This window comes from Ornithinimicrobium faecis (assembly GCF_023923225.1).
Lineage (GTDB): Bacteria > Actinomycetota > Actinomycetes > Actinomycetales > Dermatophilaceae > Ornithinicoccus > Ornithinicoccus faecis.
The window spans coordinates 3,403,983-3,430,054 of record NZ_CP099489.1 but is presented as its reverse complement, the minus strand read 5'-3'; the positions used below and the strand labels follow the sequence as shown (position 1 = coordinate 3,430,054).

Here is a 26,072-nt window from a genome sequence, read left to right as displayed (position 1 = left end):
CACGGCGTAATCCACCCGTGAGTGGTGTCACTCCTGAGGGTCCCCTGTCAGTCGCGCCAGCCGCCAGCCGAGTTGAAACCGGGTCCGAGTGTCGGTGAGTTCGTGCAGTCGGGCGATGCGGCGCCCCACCGTGCGTGTGGTGACGCCCAGGCGCCGGGCGATGGCCTCGTCCGTGGCACCAAGGCGCAGGGCCGAGATGATCGTGCGATCGCGGTCGTCGACCACCACGCCGTCGGGCGGGGGAGGGTCGGTGAGGTCCCACGCCCGCGTCCACACGGTCTCGAACAGTGCGATCAGCGCGCCGACCAGACCGGTCCCGCTCACCAGCACCGCCCCGCTGTCGTCTGCTGAGCCGTCGTCGCTGAGCAGGAGCAGGGCGCGTTGCCGGTCGACGATGAACATCTTCAGCGGGATCCCGTCGCTGACCCGGGCCTGCTCGCCGCCTGGCATGGTGGAGGTGAACTGGTCCAAGCCGCCCATGAACTCGAGGGCGGCAGGATCATAGATGACCCGGAACTCCACGCCGCGGTGGAGCTGCTCGTCCTCGTCCTCGGCGAAATCGCCCGTGGCCAGGAAGGGCGGTTTCACGCAGGCCAGGACCTGCTCCTCGGCGCCGGACAACAGGTCCGCGAACGCCCGCTGCACCTCGGCGGTCGAGCTCAGCACCTGCAGATCGGGGCGGTTGCGCTCCGGGATGTTGGTCCGGTCATGCAGCACCTGCAGGTGGGTGGACTCGTCCAGGATCTCCCCGGCCAATGTGTGCAGGTGGGCGGCGGCACGCCGCAGGGTCAGCAGCGGTTTGCCTGCCACCACCCCGCCGTCGGCGCCTGATCCGATCAACCCCTGCTCACGCAACGACCTGAGCGCGGCGGCGACCTCGCGAGTCGTGCGCCCCGTCTGTTCTCGGATCGCTGCCTCGTCCGTTGCGCCGGCCAGGACGCTGAGATAGATCTCGCGGTCCGCAGGTCCGAGTCCGAGAGCTGCCCATGCTGATGATGTCCGATCCACGACACCTACGACTATCAGACATTCGTGGTGCTTCTCTGGAGCCGAGCCGGGGGAGATAGTGGCAGTTCGCCCCTCAATCTGACCGGAGATCCATATGCCCTTGTCCCCTTCGCGAGCCCTCGGCGTCCTGACGGCTGCCGCCACCCTGGTCACTGGTCTGGCCGCACCATCGGTGACGGCTGCGTCGGACCCAGACGACGGCCTGCCGGTGCTCGCCAGGTCGTCGATCGGCGGGGTCGAGGTGGTCACCGAGGACGGGACGTATGCCGGGCTCGTCGCCTCTCGCAGTGGTGGGCCGGGCATCGTGCAGACCACACAACTCGAGGACTCGACGCTGCTGACTCCGACCGACGTCACCGGCGTCCCCACCGAGACGCTCCAAGTCGGTGCCCAGCCAGACCTCCTGCGCACCGAGCAGGCGGCTGGCGTGACCACGCTGGCGCCGCCATCCATGACCTCCGCGGACCTTGCGGAGACGGACATCGTGGAGACCCCGGACTATTGCCGCGACCCGGCCAATGCCAATCCCACGAAGCCTGGTCCGGGCAAGGTGGCCGTCACGGTCAACGCGCTGGACCGTGCAGGAGAGCCGGCCGGTGGCAGCTTCACGATGATGGACTTCCACTGCGAGCCCTATGAGGCCAACGGCTTCATCAATTTCGGGCTCAACCCTGGCTCTCCCCACACCTTCTACCTGCCTGCGGGCACCTACAGCCTGCTCGGCTACGCCACAACGCTGGATACCTCGGGGACTCTTGCGCAGGAGGTGACCTTTGGCGGTGATCCGGAGTTTGACGTGGTGGCCGGAGAACCGCTGACGATCACCGTCGACGCCCGTGACGGGGAGCCGCTCGTGGTCGACACCCCGCAGACCAGCACCCCTTCGATCGTCGTGCTCGGGTGGGAGCGGGGGATCGAGGGCAACCCGCCGTTGGCGCAGTCGACCGTGGTCTATCCCCAGTCGTCCTCGGTGTCCCGCATCTCGCTGATCCCCAGCGACCCGGTGAGTGACGGCGTGTTCTCGTTCTTCCCGTGGGTGCGCAACACCGAGCCCTGGGCTGCGGCCCGCGCGGTGGGTGGCGGACAGCCTGTCGATCTGCCGGTCCGGCTGCTCAACCCGATGAACCCCACTCCCGTGGAGGGCACCGTGCCTGTGCGAGTCGGTCTCGACGGGCTCACCTCCGGCGACGTGCCGCTGCTCACGGACGGCCCGGAGTTGGCCGCACAGGTCGCGGCGGCGGAGGCCGCGGGAGCGCCGGCTGTGCTCATCGGCCCGGCCCAGGAGGGGCTGACCGAGCCGCGTGTCGGCTCGAGCCTGCCGCTGTTGTCGCTCCACTCCAGTGATGCGACGGCGCTGGCTGAGCGGATCCAGCGGATGGGCGGTGTCGGCCGGCTGCAGCTCGCGGTGGACCCGCAGCCTGACGATGTCTATGACCTGATCGACGAGCTCCCGACGGTCGAGGCAGACCCGTTCGGTGCGCTCAGCGCGGCCGACCTGACCACCGTGCACCAGACCTTCCACACCGATGGGAACGCCTCGCAGATGTTCGAGGCACGCGGCCCGAACTCGCCGTGCCGATGCCTGCTCACCCCGATCTTTGACATCGTCGAGCCTGGCTCCACTCGTCTGGATCACGTGATCGACAACGGCAGCACCTGGCAGCAGACGGTCATCCACGGTGCCGCACTGCAGTCCCGGACGGTGCCCGCAGCCTATGACGAGACGATGGACCCCGAGCGTCACTGGTTCGCGGGTGCCATCGGTGCGGGCGCGGTCACTGGCACCCTGCCCACCGACTCACAGGCGCCCGCCACCACGGCGAACGGGCAGGTCAAGTTGCGTCTCGGGGCGGTTGACGGCGCGGGTCACAGCCTCTCCGGTCCGTTCCCGCGCTCGGGCACGATCAGCCGGGATGGTGTCGTGGTCGCCCCCACCTTCGGCGGCACCATGCAACTCGATGCCCCGGCCGCTCCTGCGCCCTGGCGGATCGAGCTGTCCACGACGCACTCGCCCGTCATCTGGCAGGGGTCCTCGCGAGTGGAGTCCGTCTGGGAGTTCGTCGCCGGTGCCTCGACCGAGGAGACGCCGACGGCTCTGCCGATGATCGAGGCACAGACCTCGTTCCCGGTGGACGCCTCGGCGCAGCGCTCCGCGCGCGGCCTCCTCGAGGTCACGCCGTGGCGAGTTGACGGTGCATCCCTCCGCAGGGCCGACGTTCAGGTCGAGCTGTCCTGGGACAACGGCGCGACCTGGACCGACCAGCGCGGTCACTTCACGCGTGGCGTCTGGAAGGCTCTGCCGACCCGGGGGAGCGGTGCGGTCGATGTGCGCATCACGGTCCTCGACGGCGACGGCTCCACGTTGACCCGCACGGTGGAGGATGCCTGGGTCGACTGAGCAACTCAAGCGTGGTGACGACGGGTGGGTGAGTCAGGTGCTGACTCACCCACCCCTGCGTCATGTATGCCGGCTGTGGAACGACTGCTCAGAGCAGTTCGGCCAGCACGCCCGCCAACTTCTCCCGAGCTGCGAGCGTGCCGCGCACGGCATAGGACGGATAGATCACCAATGGCTCGGCGCGGACCGCGCGTGCATCCTGGGCGAGCAGGTTGCCGGTGGAGCCGAGATCGTCACAGGTGCCATCGGCATACAGGCAGGTCGGATAGCCAGCGGACGACAGCCCCGAGTCGACGGTCCACGCCAGGTCGCTCGGTGGCACGGTGCCGGAGGTGAGGGGCACCTCGAGTCCGTCACGCGTGGCGCCGAGCACCTGGAGCGACGTCTCGTCCCGGTCGACCGCCTCGATCGCGACCCGGCGCAGAGCGCTCTCCGAAGCGGTTGTGGCGTTGGCAGGCTCATAGGTGTCGGCATCGGCCCGGTTCGCAGTCCGGTGCGCTCCGGCGACGAGCAGGTTCTCGGCGTCGTCGCGGTCAAACACCTGCGCAGCCAGCCGCTCGGAGAAGGTCGCGGACGTCGGGTAGGCCGCGACCACCGTGGTCGACGACGACGAGTCGGGGGAGTGGACAAACAGACCCCAGCCCCGTGCATACGGACCACTGCCGCCGAAGTCCTCGACCAGGGCGAGGTGCTCGCGCCCCGTCTCCGGGTCCTCGATCTGGAGCACGCTGTAGTCATAGGGGGCCACAAGGTCCGCCGCCCGGGCCGCGTTGCCGCGCTCCAGCATCCGGAAGGCGTTGCCCAGATCGCAAGCCTGCGCGGTGGTGGGTCGCTCGTAGGCCTCGCTGGCGTCGGGCACCACGCGCGTGGCGTGCTCGGTGACCAGGTCATAGACGCTGCCCTCGTGTTCGAGCACCTCGCCGCTGCCGCGAACGCCGTGGCTGGCCGGGCACGAGCGCGGCAACATCGGCCGCTCCGGACCGACCTGCAGTCCCCGCTCGGGGATCGCGTCGGCCAGCGCCGGGTCGACATCGTGGACCGAGCCGTCCGCCACCGCGGTCGTCACGGTCATCAGCGCGTCATAGGCCTCGTCAACCCGCGGCCGCAGGTCGCGGATCCCGCCATTGGAGCGCTGCTCGAACAGCACCGTCGCGGCGCCCTGCCACCCATAGGCGTTGCGGGCGGTCAGCAGCGAACCGGTGCCCAGCGGATACTGCGAGGCCAGACCGCGCCGGGAGTTGTCGACCGAGTCGGCCATCAGCACCGACACCTGCTTGGCATAGGCGATCGCGGCCTCGCGCTCGGGCGTCAGGTCCTCCGGGGCGATGACTGGCCACGCGACGCTCGCGGTGATCGGTGCCACCTCGTCATCGACATAACTGAGCTGACCGTGCAGGTCCACCACCAGCTCGGGATCCACCTGTTCAAACACCCCGCGCACCGCCACGGTCTCCGGCGCTGGCACGTCCTGCGTCAGCTCGGTCGGGTCGTGCCAGCGGTTCGGGTCGATGCCGCGACCAGGCGTGCAGTCCCGGATTTCGGGGTCGCACTCGGGGTCGACGTTCTGCCGCCAATTGTTCGCTGCGCCATCGGGATTGACGCGCGGCATGACCCAGATGGTCAGCTCGTCGCGGATGTGCCGGATCGCCGGCTTGTTGCTCGTTGCGAGGGTGTGCAGATAGTCCAGCGCTGCTTCACTGCCGTGCGGTTCGTTGCCGTGCTGCTGGGCGACGACCAGGACGGCGCGTGGCCCGTCACCGACCCCTGCGAGCCAGACGCCGCGGCCCTCGTTGGAGGTGCCGGCCTGGCTGAGCTGCACTCCGTGCCGGTCCCGAAGTCGCGTGAGTTCGGTGACCATGTCCTCGTATGCCGTGAGCCCGGTGGTCGGGACCCCGTCGATCGGGTTGGTGGTCGGGGCTGGTGGGGGAGACTCGACCGGTGACGTCACCGGGGCGCCCGGTGTCCAGGCGATCAGGCCCCACATCACCAGCAGGACCAGGAGCAGGGTCGGACGGGCACGAAGACTCATGGTTGGTCCCTCTCGGGTGGACGTCTGTGTCGCTGGCCATGCTGACACAGCGTGCGCTCGCCGGCGGGGCCAGTTGGGTGGGGAAGGGGTGGATGAGTCAGGTGGTGACCCACCCACCCGTGTCGCGTAGGTCCCTCGTCCTCAGAGCTCGAGGCGGGCCACGGCCTCGTCGTCGTCCATCTCACCGGTGAGTGCGAAGCCGGCCTTGAGATAGAACGCTTCGGGACCGCCGGGTGCCTGCACCCAGCTGGCCTCGACGGCCGTCTGTCCGGCGGCGCGCAGGTCGGCGGTCCAGAGGTCGAGAGCTTGCCGGCCGATCCCGCGGCCCTGGTGGCGCCGGTCGATCAGGAACCGCCAGAGGTAGGGATCGGGGGTGCCCTCGTTAATGGCGTCGGCCCACATCAGGAAGCCGGCCGGCTCGCCGTCGGCCTCGATGCCGCGCAGCACGGCGACCACAGGGTGTCCGTTCTCCGGCTCGGGGAAGAGCGCATCGGCGAAGGACTGGTCCATCGTGGCCACGAAGCGCTCCTGGGTGCGGTGCGTGCGCAGCCGCCGGTAGGGCCCGATGTTCTCGTGGGTGAGCTCGACGAGCCGCACCTGCTCCGGCGGCGTGAGCAGACGGTCGCGCCAGGCGCGCCGCTGGTCGGCGGTCATCGAGTAGAACAGGTTGTCGTCCCAGGCACCACGCCACCAGAACGACTTCTCCGCGAAATACTCAAAGGTCATCCCGAGCCGCTCCAGCAATCGGGCGGAGGCCAGGTTGTCCGGTGACAACTCGCCGACGAGGCGATGCACACCCAGCCGATCGATCAGGTCATCGACGGCCACCGAAGCCGCCTCCACGGCATACCCCTTGCCGTGGTGATCCGCCGCCAGACTGAAGCCGATCTCGGCGACGCCACAGTGCTCATCCAGGCCGACGAAGAGGTCGCCGATGAGTTGGCCGTCCAGATCGATGGCGAGCTGCGTGCCCTTGCCAGGCTCGACGTCGTCGCGGTCTGCGTGCGCTGCGACCAGCCGCTCAGCGCGCTCGCGCGGATAGGGCAGATCCCAGTCCTGCAGGGCCGACACCTGCGGGTCGTTGCGATAGGCAGTGAGGACGTCGATGTCGTCCTCACGCAGCATGCGCACGGTCAGCCGGTCGGTGTGCAGGGGATAGGTCGTGGTGCTCACGGGATCATCGTCGACTCAACGGCATGCTGGCGCAACGGGTTTCAGCCGGAGAATGTCTCCTGAATGGTGATGGCCACCTGGTCATACTCATCCGCCCCGAAGCCCAGTGCCCTCCGGATCCGCCACCTGGTCTGGCAGATCATCTTGACGTCGGACTGGTGGAACGCCCCGGTCCGCTCATCGAGAGCGAGTCCGCGATTGACCCAGCCGAGCGCGCGTTGCAGGTCTCCGTGGTGCTCCCAAGACTCAGCCTGCGCGACGTAGGTGTTGGGGTCCTCTGGTCGGCTGCGCTGCAGCTCGTCGTCTATCCCGACGGCTTCGTCGCGTCGGTCCTGTTCGAGCAGCACGTCCACCAGATACGTCAGCGGCTCGGGCACCTTGGGGTCCTGCCTATGCGCAGCGGCCTCGCGAAAGGCGTCTTCGGCCGCGGTCAGATTGCCTGCCGACTCGAGGTGTTCCCCTGCCAGGACCAGCAGTCCGCCCACGGTGACCTCATCGTCCTGGTGCGGATCCGCAGCGAGAGCAAGGAGGTGCTCGGCCAGATCCTGGTGAGTCTCCTCGGGTCCGTGGGGATAGAGCTCGAAGACATCATCCGTGACGATTGGTGAGCGCATCTGTCGATCGTAGGACGCCACCCTGCCAGATCTCGCGCGCCGCATCGGGGTCGGCCAGGGTGTTGATGTCGGCCAGTGGATCGCCCTCGACGAGCAAGAGGTCTGCCACTGCCCCGGCTGCGATGCGGCCGAGGTCGGGCCGTCCGATGAGGTCAGCGTTGACGGAGGTGGCCGAGCGCAGGGTCTGATGGGCCCCGACCGCCTCGGCCTGCAGGCGCAACCCGGTCAGTTGCTCGGTCTCCAGGCTGCCCATCAGGTCCGTGCCGAAGCCGACTCTGACGCCTGCACGCAGGGCGATCTCGACCGCACGCTGTCCGGCGTCGAGGACCTCGGCGTTCTTGGCGCGCGCGACCTCTGGCATGCCGAGATCGAGTCCGTGCCGGTCCATCGCGGCATAGGTCGCCAAGGTCGGCACCAGGAAGGCGCCGTGCTCGGCCATCAGGGCGGCGGTCGGCTCGTCGAGCAGGTTGCCGTGCTCGATCGTGTGTATGCCGTGGGTCACCGAGTGCACGATGGCCTCGGGGGAGTAGGCATGTGCCGCAACGTAACTGCCGCGACGGGTGGCCTCCTCGGACACGGCCGTGAGCTCGTCGGGGGAGTATTGCGGGATGCGCAGCGGGTCGACCGGTGAGATGACGCCGCCGGAGGTCATCACCTTGATCGCGTGGGCGCCGGTGCGGAACCTCTCGCGCACGGCTCGGCGCAGGTCATCCACGCCGTCGACGACCTCGGTGGAGTGGCCACCGCACAGGTCAGTCTCCAGGTCTGCCGAGCGCGGGTCGCCATGGCCACCGGTCTGGCTGAGGGCGGCTCCGGTGTAGAGATAGCGAGGTGAGGGGAAGAAGCCCTCGCGGATGGCCGCGGCGAGCCCGGCGTCGCCACCGGCCACATCCCGGACGGTTGTGAATCCGCGAGACAGCGCTCGACCCAGCCGCTGCGAGGCCACGTGGGCGACATAACTCAGCAGCCGGGTCTCGTTCTCCATCATGTCCAGGGAGACCGCATAGGCGTGGAAGTGCGCGTCAATCAGGCCGGGCAGCAGCGTGCGGCCCCGACCTTCGATCCGCTCAACCGATCCGTCCACCTGGTCGTCGGAGCCCGGACCCACCGCCACGATCCGCCCATCGCGCACGACGACCGGGCCCTCCTGCAGGGTGTCCGACTCGCCGTCGAAGACCCTGACATCCGTGAACAGCAGCGTCGTCACGTTAGTGCCTCTTCCAGCAACTCCAGGTCGGTGTGGCTCATAGGTTCACTGCCTCAGCGTGCACGCGGTCCGCGAGGTGGGGCTGCAGGCTGCTGTCGGGGACGACGTCCACCTCCGCGCCGAGCAACTCGGTGAGGTCTCTCTCGAGACGCGCGATGGTGAACAGGCTGGCGTTTGCCGGAAGAGTCACCAGCAGATCGATGTCTGACGTTGCTCCATCGTCGCCCCGAGCGACGCTGCCGAAGATGCGGACATTGGCGAACCCGGCTGATCGCGCCAGCTCGACGACATCTTTGCGGCGCGCAGCGACTCTGCGGCCGCGGGGACTGGTCGGCTGGAAGTGCAGCCGCGCCAGGGTCAGGTCACTCGGGCTCTGCTGATCAGGCATGACACCTCCTTGATGGCAAATCCTATCGAGGCGGGTTCGGTGGCGTCAGCGCCTGACCCGCCACCGTCAGCAGCAGGCCGACGCCGCCAAACCACCAGGCCCACGACGTGAGCCCCGCGGTGTGGGCGAGTGCAGCTGCCAGCACGACCAGGCCACAGCCGAGCACCAACCGCCCGGCCAGGGGGAGCCGCCGATTGGAGCGGGGACCCATCCAGGTCGCCCAGATGGCAACAACGACCACCGCGCTCGCGAGCCCGGCGACCCAGCCGAGGCCACCACCGACGAGCAGCCGGGTGGCCACGGCAGCGGTGCCGACCAGGGCCAGCTCGACCAGGAACGCGCCGGTGCCAGCCGCCCACTCGAGGGGAGTGCCCGGCACGCCGGGGTCGCGCGGTGGGGTCCTCGACGGGGCCTTCGACGGGGTCTGCGGGGAGTCCTGAGACACAGCTCACTGTATGCCGAAGGGGCACCACTGCGGACGGCGACGGCCGCGCGTGTGGTGCCCCTTCGGCATACGTCCGGGGGCGGCTAACCACTCCCGCTGGAGGAGCGTGCGCGCCGGGACAGCGAGTCGATGCCGACGGCGACGACCAGGACGGCGCCGGTCACCATGAAGCGCACCTCGGACTCGACACCGGCGAGGTTGAGACCACTGGTGATGGCCTGCAGGACAAGGACACCCATGAGCGCAGCCCAGGCCGTCCCGCGCCCACCGAACAGGCTGGTGCCGCCGATCACTGCGGCCGCGATGGCCGTCAGGTTGGTGTCCGTCGTGCCCGTCGCCTGCGACACGCTGGTCTGCAGCCCGGCGGCCATCAGACCGCCGAAGGCAGCGAGCAACGAGGTCATCACAAAGACCGACACATAGACGCGGTTGACCTTGATGCCCGAGCGCCGGGCAGCCTCCTCGTTGCCACCGACCGCAAACACGTGCCGGCCCCAACGGGTGCGCCGGAGCGCAAAGTCGACGAGCACCACGAGGCCAAAGAAGAGCCACCACAGATAGCTGAAGCCACGGTCGATGTTGACGTAGTAGGTCACCAGACCCAGCCCCACGGCGAACACGCCCGCCTTGATGAGGATCATCGGCCACCACGGGGGCGTCAGCCCCGCCGCCCTGCGGCGGACCGTGGTCCGCCACTGCGAGCCCAGGTAGACCAGCACGATCACCGCCACCACGGCATACGACTGCCACCCGGTCACGAAGCTGAACCGGGTGAACTCCAGCAGCCAGGAGCCCTGGGGCAGGTTGATCGTGCCGGTGTTGCCCAGGACAAACAGCAGGACGCCCTGGAAGCCGAGCAGCCCCGCGAGCGAGAACACGAACGAGGGGATGCCGATCCACAGATAGAGCGCCGCATAGAAGAGGCCGACGGCCACACCGACAGCGGCCCCGCCCAGCATCGCCACGGTGGTCGACAGGCCGTGATTGACCATCAGCACCGCCATCACGGCGGCGGCCATCCCGCTCACTGAGCCCACCGACAGGTCGATCTCACCGAGCAGCAGGACCAGCACGATGCCGAGGGCGATGATGCCGATGGGGGCGGCATACTGCGTGATCGAGACGATGTTGCGCGAGGAGAGGAACCGGGCGTTCTGCAGATAGAACCCGATGCAGATGATGACCAGACCCAGGATCACCGGGAGGTTGCCGAGGTCGCCCGAGCGCAGCCGGTTGACCTGGGCGGACAGATAACCGCTGAAGCCCTCGGACTTGATCAGCCGCTCGTCGGCGAGGTCCGCCGCCACTGCGGCGGCGGGTGTCTTGGTGGCCTCACTCATCGGTCACCTCATCCTCGAGACGGGTATGCCGTGACGCCCGGGCAGCGACCACGTTGTCTGAGGCGCCGGTGATCGCGGCGACCAACTCCTCGGTGGTGGCCTCCTCGACGGCGAAGTCCGCGGCATTGCGGCCCAGCCGCAGCACGACGATCCGGTCGGCGACAGCCTGCACGTCGGCCATGTTGTGGCTGACCAGGATCACGCCCAGCCCGGTCTCGCGCAGGCGCTCGACCAGGTTGAGCACCTCCGCGGTCTGGGCCACCCCGAGGGCAGCGGTGGGCTCGTCGAGCAGCACCACCTTGGGCTGGCCGACCAGACTGCGGGCGATGGCCACCGTCTGGCGCTGCCCGCCGGACAGGGCCGCGATCGGGATGCGCACCGAGGGGATCTTGGCCGACAGGGTGCGCAGCAACCGCCACGACTCCTGCTCCATCTCGACCTCGTTGAGAATCGTGGCGTTGGTCCGCTCCTGCCCGAGGAAGAGGTTGGCGACCACGTCGAGGTTGTCGCACAGCGCCAGGTCCTGGAAGACCGTGGCGATCCCGAGGCGCTGGGCGTCGGAGGGCCCGTGCACCTCGACCGCGCGACCGTCGACGACGATCGTGCCCTTGTTGGGCTGATAGACGCCCGAGATGATCTTGACCAGCGTCGACTTGCCGGCGCCGTTGTCACCCACGAGGGCGACCACCTCCCCGGCATGCACCTCGAGCGAGACGTCCGTGAGGGCCTGGACCGCGCCGAAGCGCTTGGTGATGCCGGTCAGGGACAGCACGCTGTCCCCGACCGGCACCGTGCCCTGCGCGATGACCGGTTGGGTCATCCGCCGAGCCCGAGCGACTCGCACGCCGCCGCGTAGTCGCCGGTGCAGATCTCGTCGGCGGAGTAGAAGCCGTCGGCCACGATCGTGTCGTTGACGTTGTCCTGGGTCACCGCGATCGGGTCGAAGATGTAGGACGGGACGCCCTCGAAGTCGGACAGCTCGACGCCGGTGTCACTCGTGGCGGCAGGCTCCTCGCCCCGGGCCAGGGTGACGGCCAGCTCGGCCGCGGTCTCGGCCTCGATGGGGATCGGCTTGTAGACGGTGACCGCCTGCTGGCCGGCCACGATCCGCTGCACCGCCGCGAGCTCGGCGTCCTGGCCGGTGATCGGCGGCAGGTCGTCCACCGCGATGCCGCCGCCGGTCAGGGCCGCGACCACTCCACCGGCCTGGCCGTCGTTGGCGGCATAGACGCCGTTGATCTCCGAGGGGTCATAGGCGCTGAGCTGGTCGGTGACGAACTGCTGGGCGTTCTCCGGGGACCAGTCGGGGTTGTCATACTCCTCCAGGATCGTCAGGCCACTGGCGTCGATGACGCTGTGCGCGCCGGCCTTGAACTGAGCGGCGTTGGGGTCGCTGGGGGCGCCGTTGAGCATCAGGATGTTGCCGGTGTCGCCCATCGCCTCGACGAGGGCCTCGCCCTGCATCTTGCCGACGGTCTCGTTGTCGAAGGACATGTAGTAGTCGGCCTCGGCGATGAACCGGTCATAGGCGATGACCGGGATGTCCTCGGCCTGCGCAGCGGTCACCATGCCACCGGCTCCGGCGCCGTTGACCGGGTCGAGCACGATGACTGATGCGCCCTCGCTGATCGCGGTGTCCACCTGCTGGGACTGGGCGGTCTCGTCCTGGTCGGCGTTGTAATAGAGGACCTCGCACTCCTCGCACAGCTCGGCCACCTTGGCCTCGAAGAGCGGCTTGTCGAACGCCTCGTAACGGGTGGTCTGCGTCTCGGGGAGCAGGAGCGCGATGCTGATGCTCTCGCCTCCCGGGGCACCGCCAGTGTCGTCACCGGTCTCGTCGCTTGCCTCGCCGACGTCCTCGCCCGCATCGGCGTCGTCGACTGCAGCATCGGCCCCCGTGTCGTCGGTGTCCTCTGGTGCGGGGTCGTTGGCCCCGCAGGCAGACAAGGTGAAGGCGAGCAGGGCGGTGATGCCGACGGCCGAGCGGCGCCGAACTGTTGTGGTCACGGTGGGTCCTCCTTGGGTGGAGCGGACCGGGAGACCCAGCGCCCGCTTCGTTGCGAACAAGATCCCTGAAGTGTCCCGCCGGACGGCTTTGTCGTCAAGAGGTGAACGATAACGGTCTGGTCAAGATGGGTTCAGTGCTGAATCTTGCAACATTTATCGTTATCGCTTGACAGTTAATGAGCGGGCAGGCACAGTTCAGCCATGCCCCGAAGCGCGCCACGTCCGACTGCTGCGCCCGGCTCGTCGACATCGCTGCGAGCGTCCAACGAGCGGCGACTGCTCTCGGTGTTGCGCACGCCCACGGACAAGGGCGTGCACACCCAGGCTGAGCTCGCCCGGGCCACCGGGCTGGCCCACGCCACCGTGTCCAACATCGTGCGCGACCTGACGGCGGCCGGGCTGCTGGACACCGAGCCGAGCAGCGGGCGACGTGGCTCGGCGGTGCGTCTTGCGCCGGGTGCCGGGGTGGTGGCGGGGATCGACTTTGGGCACAGTCACATCGCGGTCGCTGTCGGGGACCTGACCGGCAAGGTGTTGGCCGAGGAGCGGGTGGCCTCCGAGCCGGAGGACCACGTCCTCGACCTGCGGCTGGCGCGGACGCTCCTGGAGCGCATCAACCCGGCAGTCGGGCCGCTGCGGCAGGTCGGTCTCGGTCTGCCGGCGCCGGTGGTCAACAACGTCGTGCGGTCGTCTGCCATCTTCCCGGGGTGGGAGGGCGTGGACGCCGCCGCCGTCGCGGAGGAGACCTTCGGGGTGCCCGTGCGCGTCGAGAATGACGCCAACCTCGGCGCGCTCGCGGAGCACCGTCACGGGCAGGGCCAGGGGCACACCAGCTCGGTGTTCGTGAAGATCGCCAGCGGCGTGGGTGCCGGGATCATGATCAACGACGAGCTGTTCCACGGGGCCGATGGCACTGCGGGGGAGATCGGCCACCTGACCGTCGATGAGCAGGGGCCGATGTGCCGGTGCGGGAGCCGGGGTTGCCTGGAGACCTACACCTCCAGCGAGCACCTGCTGCGGCTGCTCGGCTCACACCTGCCAGGCGCCACCTTCAAGGAGGTGGTCGTCGCGGCGGGGGAGGGCAACCTCGCGGCCCAGCGGGTGATCGAGGATGCCGGCCTGCGCCTCGGGTGGGCCCTCGGCTCGGTCCTGAACCTGCTCAACCCCGGCATCATCATCCTGGGCGGCGCCTCCGCCCAGGCCGGTGAGCTGCTGCTGGAGCCGACCCGCACCGGACTGCGACGCCACGCGCTCTCCTCGGTGGCCGAGACCCCGATCGTGATCAGCGAGCTGGGCGACCGGGCGAGCCTGGTCGGGGCTGTGCAGCTGGCCGCCGAGGACACCGAGTTGGTCCACTCCGGGGCCTGAGGACACCGAGTTGGTGCTTTGCGTGCCGTGAGGGCGACCTGGCGCACACCGCTCGCTGAGCGCCCAGCCTCGGTGACGCCGACAGTGCGGCGTGCGCCTACGCTGGGGGGCATGAGTGATGGACCCCGCCACGATGGCCGCCAGCCCGACCAACTCCGTGAGATCCGGATCACCCGCGGGTGGCTCGACCACGCCGAGGGGAGCGTCCTGGTCGAGTTTGGCAAGACGCGCGTGCTGTGTGTCGCCTCCTTCAGTGAGGGCGTGCCGCGCTGGCGCAGGGGCAGCGGGTTGGGGTGGGCCACAGCTGAATACGCCATGCTCCCGCGCGCCACGCACACGCGCAGCGACCGTGAGTCGGTCAAGGGGCGCATCGGTGGCCGCACGCACGAGATCTCTCGCCTGGTCGGCCGGAGCCTGCGTGCGGTGATCGACCTGTCCGCTCTGGGGGAGAACACCATCCAGCTGGACTGCGACGTCCTGCAGGCCGACGGGGGCACCCGCACCGCGGCGATCACCGGCGCCTATGTCGCGCTGGTCGACGCCGTCGAGAAGGGCCGTTCCCTCGGGCTGATCAAGAAGGGCGCCGAGCCGATCACCGGGTCGGTGGCCGCCGTCAGCGTGGGCATCGTCAAGGGGGAGCCGGTGCTGGACCTGGACTATGTCGAGGACGTCGATGCCGACACCGACATGAACGTGGTGATGACCGGCGACGGCCGGTTCGTGGAGGTGCAGGGCACCGCCGAGGGCGTGCCGTTCGACCGCGAACTGCTGGATGCTCTCCTCGACCAGGCCGCCGAGGGCTGCGCCGAGCTGACCGCCCGCCAGATCGCCGCACTCGGCGGCGACGACATGGGTGGCTCCGACGCGCGCGAGGCCGGCTCGGACGTCGACCAGGGGCCGCCGACCTCCTGACACTGGCTGCGTGACGCGGGCCGCCTACAGGCCCGCTGACGCCAGGTGGCGCTGCGCGGTCAGTCGGTGAACTCGAGCAGGCCGGCCATCTCGGCCGCGACCAGGTCGATGGAGCTCAGGGCCTGTGCCTGCATCTGGTCGGCGTCCATCGGCTGGCCAGCCCACGCACGCAGCGTGGCGAGGTAGATCCCGAGGTGTGCCCACGCGATGGCGGCGGGGACTGCGTGGCCCTCGGGCACGCCCATCCGTCCGGCCACGAAGCGCGTGACCAGGTCGGTCCAGCGTGCCCACCGATCGTGAGACTCGCCGCCCACGGATCGCTGCGCGTTGACCAGCATGAAGCTCTGCCACCACACGTCCCGATGAGGGGCGGTGGCCAGGAACGACTCGTCGATCGCCTCGCGGATCGCCGCCATGGTGTCCAGCTGCTCGGGCGCCTGCTCCAGGGCCTGCTCCATGGCGTCGAGGGCCCGGTCAAACCCCCGCCAGACCACGTCGGCCTTGGTCGGGAAATACCGAAAGAACGTGGCACGGCTGATGCCCGCGGCCGCGGCCAGCTCTGCGACCGAGACGTGGTCAAAGCCTCGCTCGAGCAGCAATGCCATGGAGGTCTGCTCGATCTTGTCAGCAGAGGAAGCGGGGGGTCGGCCGAGCCGGGCCGACCCCGGCTGGTCGGGGGTCATGTCTCAGCGTAGCCCGCTGCTCACAGAAAGCGACCCGACGGCGCGTCAGGGGCGCAGGCCGGGCCCGCTGTCCCAGGCACCGGTGCGGCGCTTGTCGGTCGCCCCGATCACCGTGCCCCCGGCGTGGTCCAGCTCCAGCGCCTGAGCCGACCCGAACAGATTCCAGGCCGCCGGGGCCACCCGGATCCGATAGTCCAGCTTCTCCAACCCGCGCGTCGTCGACTGAGGCAACTTCTCGGCATACAGCGTCCCCTCGTCCAGGTGGAACCGGGGCGAGTCCACGGCGTCCTGCAACGGCTGGCCGTCCAGCCACCGGGAGATCACGTTGGCCTGGATGTTGGGGATGCGGCGGCCGCCGGGCGAGCCGACGATCAGCGCCGGCCGCAGCTCGGAGTCCAGCACGATGGCTGGCGCCATGAAGCTGACCGGCCGTTTGCCCGGCTCAGGGTCATTGGCCTTGGTCCGTCCCGTGGTGCCAAACCGGATCAGGTGGTTGTTGACGAAGAACCCGCCGATCTCCTGCCCGGAGCCCCAGAAGTCGGTGACCGTGTTGGTCATCGAGACCGAGAGCCCGTCGGCATCCACCACGCTGAGGTGGGTGGTGTTGCCGTCGGCCGGTCGGCCTGCCGCCACCTCACCGCTGGGCGCGGGTGCCGCGACCTCGAGGGCGGCGTTGGCCGTGGGATCGGTCAGTTTCTTGATCGGCACGTCGACGAAGTTGGGGTCGCCCACGACGGTGTCCATCGACTCGTCGGCCACCAGCCAGGCATCGGAGAGAGTGTCGATGTATGCCGAGGTGCCGGGTTTGGTGTGGTCCAACCCGTTGGCCTCGGCGACCTGGAGCAGCTGGACCAGGGCCACGCCGGCAGTGGCCGGGGCGGCGGCCATCACCACGTGGCCCCTGATCGCTCCGCGGACGGGGTCGCGCACGTCCACCGCGTAGGTGTCGAGCCCCTTGGCGTCGATGCCGTCAGCGCGGGTGAGCTCCTGCGCGAGATAGCCGGTGTAGAAGCCGTCGCGACCGTCCCGGGCGATGGTCTCCAGGGTCTCCGCGAGGTCGAGCTGGATCAGCAGGTCATTCTCCTCCAGCGGTTCCAGCGCCTGGTTGCGGAACTGCGGGAGGTCCGCGGTGACCGCGCGCCCCCGCTCGGTGCGCAACTCCTGCGCGAGCCACCACGAGGCCGGCACGCCGAACTCGGCGAGGTCGATCGCCGGCTGCAGCACGTCGCGCCAGGGCAGCTGCCCGTGCTCGGCGTGCAGCTCGGCCATGCCCGCCACGAAACCGGGGATGCCGGTGCGACTCTTGGGCAGCTTGCCCGAGGACTGCAGGGTCTCGCGGTAGTCGTAGGCCAGGGCCTTGTCGGGGTTGCCTGGTGCCGTGCTGTCGGGCATCGGCACCACCAGTGCCGTGCCGCCGCCGCCCACGCCGGAGGTCAGTGGCTCGATCACACCCATCGCGAAGGCCGTGGCCACGGCCGCATCCACCGCGTTGCCGCCCCGCTCCAGGATGTCGATGCCAACCTGCACTGCCTCTGGGTGACCGGCCGCGATGCCATAGGCGCCGAACGCGTGGGCCGGACCGGTGGGTTCGGTCGGTGCGGCGGTCTCCGTCGGCGGCGGGTTGCTCGTGGTCTCTGAGTCGTCTGGTGGCGGGGCACTCGTCGTCCCGGCGTCGTCCGGTGGTCCGACACTGGTGGTCCCTGCATCGTCGGCCGGTGCGGTGCTGGTGGCCGGGGGCGCGCCAGTCACCGTCGAGCTGGCAGTGGGGGAGGAGTCTGAGTCGTCCGGGTCTTCCCCGCCGGAGCAGGCTGTCGCCACGACGAGCAGGACCGGCAGGGCCAGGGCGAGGACGCGGTGGCGGGCGCTCACACGGCGGGAGTCGGGGGCGGGAGTCTGCATCGTCGGCAACGCTACCTGGACCGACCGACGCTCCCGGCCCACGCCACTGGCGCGCCGTGCCTCGACCTACGCTGGAGGCATGACCCAGCCCACGCGCATCGTCCTGGCCACCCGCAATGCCCACAAGGTTGAGGAGCTGCGTGACATCCTCGCCGACGTGCTGGAGCGGACCGGGCTCGATCTGGTGCCCGTGACCGACTTCCCCGAGCTGGAGGACGTCGTCGAGTCGGGTGTCACCTTCGCCGCCAACGCGACCCTGAAGGCCGAGGCGGTGCGCGATGCGACCGGGCTGCCGGCGCTCGCCGATGACTCGGGGCTGGCTGTCGACGTCCTCGGTGGCAGCCCGGGAGTCTTCTCGGCCCGCTGGTCGGGGGTCTCGGGGGCGGACAAGGATGCTGCCAACAACGCGTTGCTCCTGGCGCAGTTGGGCGATGTCCCGGATCAGCACCGGGCCGCTGGGTTCGTCTGTGCCGCAGCGCTCGCTGTGCCCGGGCAGGACACGATCGTGCGCGAGGGCGCGGTGCGCGGTGCGCTGGGCCGTGAGCCGATCGGCAGCAACGGATTCGGCTATGACCCGTTGCTGGTGCTCCCGGACGGCAGGACGCTGGCGCAGCTCACCGCCCAGGAGAAGCACGAGATCAGCCACCGCGGGCGGGCTTTCCGGGCTCTCGCCGAGGACATCGCGGCAGCCTTCGCGTGAAATGTGACTGAACTCACGAGTATTTAATTGACTCCGTCTCAAAAAAGTTTAAGGTAGACGTCACTCTAGGATGGTCTGACCGGTGCCTGGGAGGGCCTGCCGGTCGGTGCCGAGTGCTCCCTTGAGGAGACCGAGGACGGCGGTGCCACCTCGGTGGCGATCACCCCGGACACGGTGACTGTCGGTGAGGACCTCGAGGCCCCGGCCACGTTCGACCTGACCAACACCTTCGATCTCGGTGAGGTCGCGGTGTCCAAGGTCGTGACCGGCCCAGGTGCCGAGCTGTTCGGTGCTGGTCCGTTCACGGTCGAGCTGGCCTGCACCTTCCAGGGTGAGCCGGTTGACGTGGACGGTGCCTCGCTGGTGCTGTCCGAGGACAACGGGTATGCCGGGTCCTGGGGGCAGCTGCCGATCGGCGCCGAGTGCTCGGTCACCGAGACCGACGACGGTGGTGCGACGCTGGCGCAGGTCGTCCCCGAGTCGCTGACGGTGCTTGCCGGTGAGGAGCCGGCCGAGTTTGTCGTGACCAACACCTTCGTGCTGGGTCAGGTTGCTGTGGGCAAGACCATTGAGGGTGCTGGCGCTGACTTCGGCTCTGGTCCGTTCACGGTTGAGTTGGCGTGCACCTTCCAGGGTGAGCCGGTTGACCTGGGCGACGACGCATCCCGGGTGCTGTCTGTTGAGGATGGTCTGACCGGTGCCTGGGACGGGTTGCCCGTCGGTGCCGAGTGCTCCCTCGCGGAGACCGAGGACGGCGGTGCCACCTCGGTGGCGATCACGCCGGACACGGTGACTGTCGGTGAGGAGACGGCGGCCCCCGCGGTCTTCGACCTCACCAACACCTTCGAGCTGGGCGAGGTCTCGGTCCAGAAGATCGTGGAAGGCGACGCTGCGGCATACGGCACGGGGCCGTTCACGGTCGAGCTGGCCTGCACCTTCCAGGGTGAGTCGATCGACCTCGGTGAGGATGCCCCACGTGTCCTGTCTGTCGAGAACGACCTGACTGGCTCCTGGTCCGGCCTCCCCGTGAGCGCCGCGTGTGGCCTGACCGAGACCGAGGATGGCGGTGCGACCTCCTCGGAGATCGTGCCGGCTGCGGTGACGGTCGCGGTGGCTGACGCTGAGACTGCTGCCTTCGAGGTGACCAACACCTTCGAGGCAGGTCAGGTTGACGTCACGAAGTTGGTCACCGGTGAGGGCGCTGAGTTTGGCGCCGGCCCCTTCGAGGTCGAGCTGGCGTGCACCTTCCAGGGTGAGTCGATCGACCTGGGCGAGGACGCCTCGCGGGTCCTGTCCGCAGAGAACGATCTCAGCGGATCCTGGACGGGTCTGCCCGTCGGTGCCGAGTGTGGCCTCACGGAGACCGAGGATCGCGGTGCGACCTCCTCGGAGATCGTCCCCGCTGCGGTGACCGTCGGGGTTGTTGACGCCGAGACTGCTGCCTTCGAGGTGACCAACACCTTCGAGCTGGGTGAGGTCTCCGTCGAGAAGGTGGTCGAGGGCGCGGCAGCCGACTTCGGCACTGGTCCGTTCACCGTCGAGCTGGCGTGCACCTTCCAGGGTGAGCCGATCGACCTGGGTGACGACTCCTCGCGAGTGCTCTCTGTCGAGGATGGCCTGACCGGATCGTGGTCGGGTCTGCCGATCGGTGCCGAGTGCTCCGCCCTGGAGACCGAGGACGGCGGTGCGACCTCGTCCGAGATCGCTCCCGCCAACCTGGTGGTCGGTGCTGATGACGAGGCTGCAGGATTCACGGTGACGAACACCTTCGATGTCGGCGCGGTCGACGTGACCAAGCTGCTTGAGGGTGACGGCGCCGAGGCAGCCGATGGGCCGTTCACGATGGAGCTGGCCTGCACCTTTGAGGGTGCACCGATCGACCTGGGCGATGACGCAGAGCGTGTCCTCTCCCCGGCCGACGGGATGACCGGCTCGTGGACCGGACTCCCGGTCGGTGCGCTGTGTGCGCTGACCGAGACCGACGACGGCGGCGCGGACTCCTCTGACGTGGTGCCCGCCGAGATCGTGGTCGGTGTCGACGAGATCGCCGCCTTCACGGTGACGAACACCTTCGACGAGGCCCCGGTCGACCCGACCGAGCCCCCGGCTCCGACGGACCCGCCGGCTCCGACGGACCCGCCGGCGCCGACGGACCCGCCTGCACCGACGGACCCGCCTGCACCGACGGACCCGCCTGCACCGACTGAGCCTCCGGCTCCGACTGAGTCTCCGGCTCCGACGGACCCGCCTGCGCCGACTGAGCCTCCGGCTCCGACTGAGCCACCGGCTCCGACTGAGTCTCCGGCTCCGACGGACCCGCCTGCGCCGACCGAGCCCCCGGTTGACCCGACCGAGCCCTCGGGTGACCCGACCGAGCCTCCGGCTCCGACGGACCCACCCGCGCCGGTTGACCCGACGGACCCGCCGATCGAGACGGGCGGCCAGGTGGTGGAGCGCGACACGACTCTGTTGGTCGGTGCGTCGATCGCCCTGCTGCTCGCGCTGGGTGGCCTCGTGCTGCTCGTGCGGCGGCGCGGAGGCAACGCCTCGTAAGTGGCGACACAACCACTGTGATGGCACAACCACTGCGGTGGCGACTCGTCACCAGCCTTCTCGTGCTGGTGACGGTCGCCGCCGCCGTGTTCGCCGTGGTGCTCTACACCAGGTATGAGGACAGCGACGCGGCAACCTCGGAGGCCGGGTTCGTCAGCGAGGACCTCGCGGGCAACACAGTCGAGTGGGATGTGGCACCGGACGTCGAGGCCTCAGCGGTGGAGGACACGGGCGGCAGATTCGTGGCGCCCGACGTCGACCTGTCGGTGCCCCTGCTCAGCGCCCAGATCGCCGACGGCATCATCAACCCGCCGTCGATGACCGATGCCTTTGTCTATCGGGAGTATGGCGACCTGAGTGCCCCAGACAGCGGGCTGGTGGTCATCGCACTGCACGCGGTGCGCTCAGGTGCGGCCCCGGGCAACAGCTTCGTTGACATCGACGGTGACGGCGAACCGCAGATCCGGGTCAAGGCAGGCGACCCACTCGAGGTCGACGGACACGACTATCGCGTGACCGACACAGAAGTGCTCACCAAAACTGCGGCCACCCAGAGCACCCGACTCTGGGAGGACTGGGAGTCCCGGGACGGCGAGCTCGTGGTGGTCACCTGCCTGCAGCGTCCGGGTCAGGTCGGCAACTCCCTGGAGAACGTCGTCATCTATGCCGAGCGGACGAGCCAGGCCTGAGCCGAGCTGACCCCCTTGCCGCGACCACCACGGCCACGCGGCTCCCCGGTTGCCTACGGTTGGTCCATGGAGACATCGCTAGGTGACTTGTTGTGGCTCAGCCCGATCGAGGCGCTGGCCATTGTGCTGGCCACTGCCGGGATGTATGCCGCTCTGGTCGTGTTCGTGCGGCTGCTCGGCCAGCGGGTGCTCAGTGGGATGTCGTCCTTCGACCTCGCAGCGGTCATCGCCTTCGGATCGGTGATCGGCCGGGCCGCCCTGGGGGAGAGCCCAGTCCTGGGTGGCGGGCTGGTGGCTCTGGCGACGCTGATCGCGATGCAGGGCGCCGTGGGCCTGCTGCGAGGCCCACGGTGGGGCAACCGAGCCGTGAGCGTGCCTCCCGTCCTGCTGATGGCCGGCCCGAACCTCATCGAGGAGCACATGCAGCGCTGCCACGTGCTGCCCCAGGAGTTGCAGTCCCGTCTGCGGGCCGCCGGCATCCGGCACCCGAGCGAGGTGGCGGCAGTGACCTTCGAGCCCTCAGGCGGGATCAGCGTGCTGCGGCGAGGGGAAGCGATTGACCCGCTGTTGCTCAGTGGCGTGGTGGGCGCCTCCCTCGTGCCGGCCGAACTGCTGGCTCAACCAGACCAGACCTGACGGGGGTCGTGCAGCGGGAGGACGATCAGCGTGGCCACTCGTCCCGCAAGGCCTCGCGATAACCGGGCGGGAACATCCCGCGATAGGCCTCGCGGGGTTCCTCCAGGAACGTTTGACGACGCTGCGTCCGGGCAACTGACGTCTCCTCGTGTCGCGTCTGCTCGGCAGCGGAGGTGACGCGCGCCAGGTCATTGCCCTGGTCGCGGGGACGACGGGTCGGCATACGATCAAGGGTATCCCCAGGTGAGCCACCTGACCAGGGCTCTTGGCCCGGGCTCATGACCGGGCTTGTCAAGCCTCGAGCAGACCGCGGATGTCGTCGGCGGACAGCGGCGCGCTCATCTCGCCGTCCTCGTCGACGACCTTGGTAAACAGGTCTCGCTTGCGCTGCTGCAGCTCGACGACCTTCTCCTCGATGGTGTCCTCGGCGACGAGGCGATACACCATCACCGTGCGGTCCTGGCCGATCCGGTGCGTGCGGTCCACCGCCTGAGCCTCGACGGCCGGGTTCCACCACGGGTCGAGCACGAAGACATAGTCGGCCTCGGTCAGCGTCAGACCGGACCCGCCGGCCTTCAGGCTGATCAGGAACACCGGGTCGTCGCCGTCGGTGAACTGCGCGACCCGGCGTGGCCGGTCGCGGGTGCGGCCATCGAGATAGACGTGTCCGATGCCCTCCTCGTCGAGGCGCTCGCGCACGACCTTCAGGAACCGGGTGAACTGGCTGAACACCAGGCACCGGTGCCCTTCGGCCGCCACCTCGACGAGCTGCTCGATCAGGGCGTCGACCTTGCTGGGGCGCGCGGCTGCTGGGGCGTCGGGCACCACGAGATGCACGTCGAGGCTCAGCTGGCGCAGCTTGGTCAGCGCGCTCAGGATCGCGATGCGGTTGCGGTCGACGTCGCCCAGCAGCCCGAGGATGCGCTGGCGCTCACGCTGCAGGTGCGTGTCATAGATGCGCCGGTGAGCCGGGTTCAGCGGCACGGTCAGCACCTGCTCGATCTTGGGCGGCAGATCGGGGGCGACTGCCTCCTTGGTGCGCCGCAGCATCAACGGGCGGACCCGGCGCCGCAGCGTCGTCAGCAGCTCGGGGGAGGCGCCGGTCTCGATCGGCTTGCGATAGACCTCTCCGAAACGCTTCGGTGAGGCGAACAGCCCGGGCGCAACGATCGACAGCAGCGACCACAGGTCCATCAGCGAGTTCTCCAGCGGGGTGCCAGTCACGGCGAACTTCACCGGGGCCCGCAGCGCCCGCGCGGCACGATAGGTGCGCGACTGGTGATTCTTCACCGCCTGCGCCTCGTCCAGAACGACTGCGCTCCAGGGCGTCTCGATCAGGTGCTGCTCGTCGATGCGCAGCAGGGCATAGGAGGTGAGCACCAAGTGTGCGCCGGCGATTGTCTCCGGCAGCAGCTCGCCGCGGCGGTGCACGGTCTGGGTGAGGGCGGCCACCCGCAGCTCGGGGGCGAAACGCTCGGCCTCGCGCTGCCAGGCGCCCACCACGCTGGTCGGCGCGACGACCAGCATCGGCCGCTCGGGGCTGAGGGTGCCCAGCTCGCGGGCGCGCTCGGCGGCCGCCAGCACCTGCACCGTCTTGCCCAGGCCCATGTCGTCGGCCAGGATCCCGCCCAGCTCGTGCTCCCACAGGAACGAGAGCCACTGGAAGCCGTCGAGCTGATAACTGCGCAGCGTGGCGGTGAGCCCGGCCGGTGGGTCGGGGTGGGGCAGCTCCTCGAGCGCCAGCAGGTCGCCCACCGTCCGTTGCCAGCGCTCGCTCTGCTCGTCGACCACCCCGAGACTGACCAGCTCCTCCCACAGGCCAGCCTGATAGCGGTTGATCCGCAGGCTCTCACCCGGCTCGTCCTGCAGCCCGCGCGCCTCCTCGACGATGCGCCGCAGGGCGTGCAGCTCGGGCACGTCGAGGCTGAACCAGGTGCCATCGGGCAGCAGCAGGCGCTCCTCGTGCCGGGCCAGCGCGGTGAGCAGCAGGGACAGGGGGACCGGTTGCCCAGCGACGCTCACCTTGATGCCCAGGCCGAACCAGTCCTGTCGTCCAGGGTCCTCATCGGGTATGCCGTCACCTGGCTCCTGCGGACTCGGCTGGCGGAGGTCCTGGGTCGAGACCGCGACGAGCGGTGCCTCGTCGGCCTCCTCATAGAGGAGGGGCTCGCCGGTGATGGTGATGTCGATGTCGTCGCGCTCCTGCAGGGCGGGCAGCACGTCACTGACGAACGCGACGGTGGCCCAGCCCTGCAGCTCTGGCTCGAGCACGACCCCGAGCCGGGTCTTGCCCTGCAGCGGGACGCGCAGACCGGGGGCGCCGTCCAGCACGTCCAGGCTGGACAGGAGGGCCTCCTCGGCTATGGGGTCGCGGATGACAGAGTCGTCGTCGCCCGGCTGACCGCGGAGCAGGGGGAGGTCGTGGATCTGCCGACCCACGGCATACCGGAAGGTCCACCGCAGCCGGGTGCGGTGGTGCTCGGTGAAGAGCACCTCCAGGGCCAGCCGCGGCGGCTCGACCTCGGGGAACTCGATGCTGCCGTCGGAGGAGCCGATGGAGACCTGCTGGCGCAGGGCGGGATAGTAGCGGCTGATGAACCGGTCGGCGTCCGCCGGTGGGATGGTCAGCTCGCCGGTGGCGAGCAGGTTGGTCAGGGCAGGTGTCAGGGGCTGGGCGAGCTCGGCCAGGCGCAGCTCGTCGGGCGGTCTCAGGAACAGTCCGTGGCCCGGGTTGCCCAGCACCTCAAAGGGCGTGGAGCGGGGGAAGTCCACGTGGGGGCGCAGCACGAGCTCGCCGTCGTCGGCGCGGGTGAGGTCAAGGCCGAGGTCGACGGGCTCGGGGAGCAGCTCAACGGTCTGCTTGCCCTTGTGGCCAGTGATCAGAGCGACGCCGGCGTGCTGGGCCTCGCGCAGCAGGCGCCAGACGTCCGGGCCGAGGGTGGCCGCGTCGATCGTGTCCTCGGCCGACCAGTATCTTGACCGCACTCGATAGGCGTTCAGGAGGGCTGTCAGGGCCTTGCGGTGGGCTGGATTGTGCCCGCGTTGGGTGAACTCGAACTGCAGGTCTGACCAGGTGATCCCGGTCTTGATCCAGGCTCCCGAGCGCCCGATGATCATGGGGCGCAACGCGATCCGGTGCGCTGAGCTGTAGCGCGTGGGGCTCTTGACCTCCAGATGCAGCGCGAGCGGCGTCAGCGAGGTGTCATCGGCTGGTTGCTCGGCCGCGGCGACCACTGGTGCCAGCATCGCCTCCCACTGGGGCTGCGCCGGTTGGACAGGCGCCGGTCGTCGTGTGGCTGGTGCTAGCGCCTGCGCCTCGAGGATCACTGCCGCCGCATGCTTGCAGTTGATCTGCACCGGGCAGCTGCAGTCAGTCCAGATGCCGTGGTCGTCCCAGGACACCACCGTCTCGTAGTCGTAGGTCCCGTTGACCTCGGCCAGCAACTCGCCGTCGATCAGCTCCAGGCCATGCACAACACCCTGCCGCTGATAGGCCCGGCCACGCCTGAGGGTCGTCTCCCCGAAGATGGCCTGCAGCTCCGGGGGTGTCAGCGCGACCGCCCAGCCGGGCGCGGCAAAGACCCGCTCCCCACGCGGTGCGCTCATCCGATCCTCCGTGCTGTCGTGGCCACGGGCCAGCGTATGCCGCACGGCTGACAGTGCCGAACGTGCCTGTGGACAACGGGATCAGGCCCGCTGGAGTCCTCTGCCGTTCGTGCTGGAGTCCTGCGACGTCACGGCAGCCGGTCGTTGGGCGCGGGTGGGGCCTGCTGCTGCCGTTGAGGCGTGGACGGTGTGCGCCCCTTCTTCTGCTGACGGCGCTGCCACCAGCGGAAGCCAGCGAGCGCCAACGGTGCAATGCGGATGAGCGAGCGCCACATAGGTCTGCCTCTCAGGTCGGGGTGACCACTTTCGCACAGCTCGCCGCTCATCGGGGGCCTGGACCTCACCCCATCGTCGGGGACGGGGCGTCTCCACCCAGGGGCGGAGTCGCGACCGGGACATCCCCGTCCAGCGGCGGAT

The 26,072-nt window shown here is 69.3% G+C and carries 21 protein-coding genes; 7 read left to right on the top strand and 14 right to left on the bottom strand.

Annotated elements, in window-relative coordinates:
* Window positions 1–27: 27 nt before the first annotated feature.
* Complete coding sequence (locus NF556_RS16060) at window positions 28–1,008, bottom strand: helix-turn-helix domain-containing protein (RefSeq protein ID WP_252592032.1); 981 nt, start codon at window positions 1,006–1,008, stop codon at window positions 28–30.
* Between the two features lie 94 nt (window positions 1,009–1,102).
* Here NF556_RS16060 and NF556_RS16055 point away from each other — a divergent pair, with 94 nt between their 5' ends.
* Complete coding sequence (locus tag NF556_RS16055) at window positions 1,103–3,406, top strand: hypothetical protein (protein WP_252592031.1); 2,304 nt, start codon at window positions 1,103–1,105, stop codon at window positions 3,404–3,406.
* Window positions 3,407–3,494: 88 nt separating this feature from the next.
* On the opposite strand, the gene NF556_RS16050 is transcribed toward NF556_RS16055, so the two are convergent.
* The 9 genes from NF556_RS16050 to NF556_RS16010 all read right to left on the bottom strand — a co-directional run bounded on the left by NF556_RS16050 (window position 3,495) and on the right by NF556_RS16010 (window position 12,609).
* Window positions 3,495–5,435 (bottom strand): M14 family zinc carboxypeptidase, encoded by a 1,941-nt coding sequence (locus NF556_RS16050; protein ID WP_252592030.1) that lies wholly within the window; start codon window positions 5,433–5,435, stop codon window positions 3,495–3,497.
* 141 nt (window positions 5,436–5,576) lie between these two features.
* Window positions 5,577–6,608: a GNAT family N-acetyltransferase gene (locus tag NF556_RS16045; protein WP_252592029.1), complete on the bottom strand. Its 1,032-nt coding sequence runs from the start codon at window positions 6,606–6,608 to the stop codon at window positions 5,577–5,579.
* Between the two features lie 41 nt (window positions 6,609–6,649).
* Window positions 6,650–7,222, bottom strand: a complete 573-nt coding sequence (locus NF556_RS16040) for a tetratricopeptide repeat protein (protein WP_252592028.1) — start codon at window positions 7,220–7,222, stop codon at window positions 6,650–6,652.
* Window positions 7,197–8,429, bottom strand: a complete 1,233-nt coding sequence (locus tag NF556_RS16035; protein ID WP_252592027.1) for a metal-dependent hydrolase family protein — start codon at window positions 8,427–8,429, stop codon at window positions 7,197–7,199. The genes NF556_RS16040 and NF556_RS16035 overlap by 26 nt, the downstream gene beginning before the upstream one ends.
* Window positions 8,430–8,466: 37 nt before the next feature.
* A complete protein-coding gene (locus tag NF556_RS16030; protein WP_252592026.1) occupies window positions 8,467–8,817 on the bottom strand; it encodes a nucleotidyltransferase family protein in 351 nt (116 codons plus the stop codon).
* A 22-nt stretch (window positions 8,818–8,839) separates the two neighbouring features.
* Window positions 8,840–9,262: a YrdB family protein gene (locus tag NF556_RS16025; RefSeq protein ID WP_252592025.1), complete on the bottom strand. Its 423-nt coding sequence runs from the start codon at window positions 9,260–9,262 to the stop codon at window positions 8,840–8,842.
* Between the two features lie 83 nt (window positions 9,263–9,345).
* Window positions 9,346–10,602, bottom strand: coding sequence for a sugar ABC transporter permease (locus NF556_RS16020; protein WP_252592024.1), 1,257 nt, complete (start codon window positions 10,600–10,602; stop codon window positions 9,346–9,348).
* On the bottom strand, window positions 10,595–11,422 hold the full coding sequence (locus tag NF556_RS16015; RefSeq protein ID WP_252592023.1) for an ATP-binding cassette domain-containing protein: 828 nt from the start codon (window positions 11,420–11,422) through the stop codon (window positions 10,595–10,597). Before NF556_RS16015 ends, NF556_RS16020 begins: the two co-directional genes overlap by 8 nt.
* Window positions 11,419–12,609 (bottom strand): sugar ABC transporter substrate-binding protein, encoded by a 1,191-nt coding sequence (locus NF556_RS16010; RefSeq protein WP_252592022.1) that lies wholly within the window; start codon window positions 12,607–12,609, stop codon window positions 11,419–11,421. Before NF556_RS16010 ends, NF556_RS16015 begins: the two co-directional genes overlap by 4 nt.
* Window positions 12,610–12,810: 201 nt before the next feature.
* Between NF556_RS16010 and NF556_RS16005 the strand changes: the two genes are divergently transcribed.
* Window positions 12,811–13,977: an ROK family transcriptional regulator gene (locus NF556_RS16005; RefSeq protein WP_252592021.1), complete on the top strand. Its 1,167-nt coding sequence runs from the start codon at window positions 12,811–12,813 to the stop codon at window positions 13,975–13,977.
* Window positions 13,978–14,088: 111 nt separating this feature from the next.
* Entirely contained in the window at window positions 14,089–14,889 is an 801-nt protein-coding gene (gene rph / locus NF556_RS16000; RefSeq protein ID WP_252592020.1) for a ribonuclease PH, read from the top strand.
* Between the two features lie 59 nt (window positions 14,890–14,948).
* On the opposite strand, the gene NF556_RS15995 is transcribed toward rph, so the two are convergent.
* Window positions 14,949–15,494 carry an acyl-CoA-like ligand-binding transcription factor gene (locus NF556_RS15995; protein ID WP_252592019.1) on the bottom strand — a complete coding sequence of 182 codons (546 nt, stop codon included), beginning with the start codon at window positions 15,492–15,494 and terminating at the stop codon, window positions 14,949–14,951.
* Between the two features lie 123 nt (window positions 15,495–15,617).
* The gene (locus tag NF556_RS15990) at window positions 15,618–17,471 is read right to left on the bottom strand and encodes a gamma-glutamyltransferase (protein WP_252592018.1); all 1,854 of its coding nucleotides are present in this window, start codon (window positions 17,469–17,471) and stop codon (window positions 15,618–15,620) included.
* A gap of 79 nt (window positions 17,472–17,550) precedes the next feature.
* Here NF556_RS15990 and rdgB point away from each other — a divergent pair, with 79 nt between their 5' ends.
* From rdgB to NF556_RS15970, 4 genes are all read left to right on the top strand, one after another.
* Window positions 17,551–18,171 (top strand): RdgB/HAM1 family non-canonical purine NTP pyrophosphatase, encoded by a 621-nt coding sequence (gene rdgB, locus NF556_RS15985; RefSeq protein ID WP_252592017.1) that lies wholly within the window; start codon window positions 17,551–17,553, stop codon window positions 18,169–18,171.
* Window positions 18,172–18,246: 75 nt separating this feature from the next.
* Window positions 18,247–20,724, top strand: a complete 2,478-nt coding sequence (locus NF556_RS15980) for a DUF5979 domain-containing protein (protein WP_345780153.1) — start codon at window positions 18,247–18,249, stop codon at window positions 20,722–20,724.
* Between the two features lie 20 nt (window positions 20,725–20,744).
* A complete protein-coding gene (locus NF556_RS15975; protein WP_252592016.1) occupies window positions 20,745–21,413 on the top strand; it encodes a sortase family protein in 669 nt (222 codons plus the stop codon).
* A gap of 66 nt (window positions 21,414–21,479) precedes the next feature.
* Window positions 21,480–22,049 carry a DUF421 domain-containing protein gene (locus NF556_RS15970; RefSeq protein WP_252592015.1) on the top strand — a complete coding sequence of 190 codons (570 nt, stop codon included), beginning with the start codon at window positions 21,480–21,482 and terminating at the stop codon, window positions 22,047–22,049.
* 25 nt (window positions 22,050–22,074) lie between these two features.
* On the opposite strand, the gene NF556_RS15965 is transcribed toward NF556_RS15970, so the two are convergent.
* Together NF556_RS15965 and NF556_RS15960 are read right to left on the bottom strand one after the other, a co-directional pair.
* Window positions 22,075–22,272, bottom strand: coding sequence for a hypothetical protein (locus NF556_RS15965; RefSeq protein WP_252592014.1), 198 nt, complete (start codon window positions 22,270–22,272; stop codon window positions 22,075–22,077).
* Window positions 22,273–22,340: 68 nt separating this feature from the next.
* Window positions 22,341–25,655: a DEAD/DEAH box helicase gene (locus NF556_RS15960; protein WP_252592013.1), complete on the bottom strand. Its 3,315-nt coding sequence runs from the start codon at window positions 25,653–25,655 to the stop codon at window positions 22,341–22,343.
* Window positions 25,656–26,072: the final 417 nt, after the last annotated feature.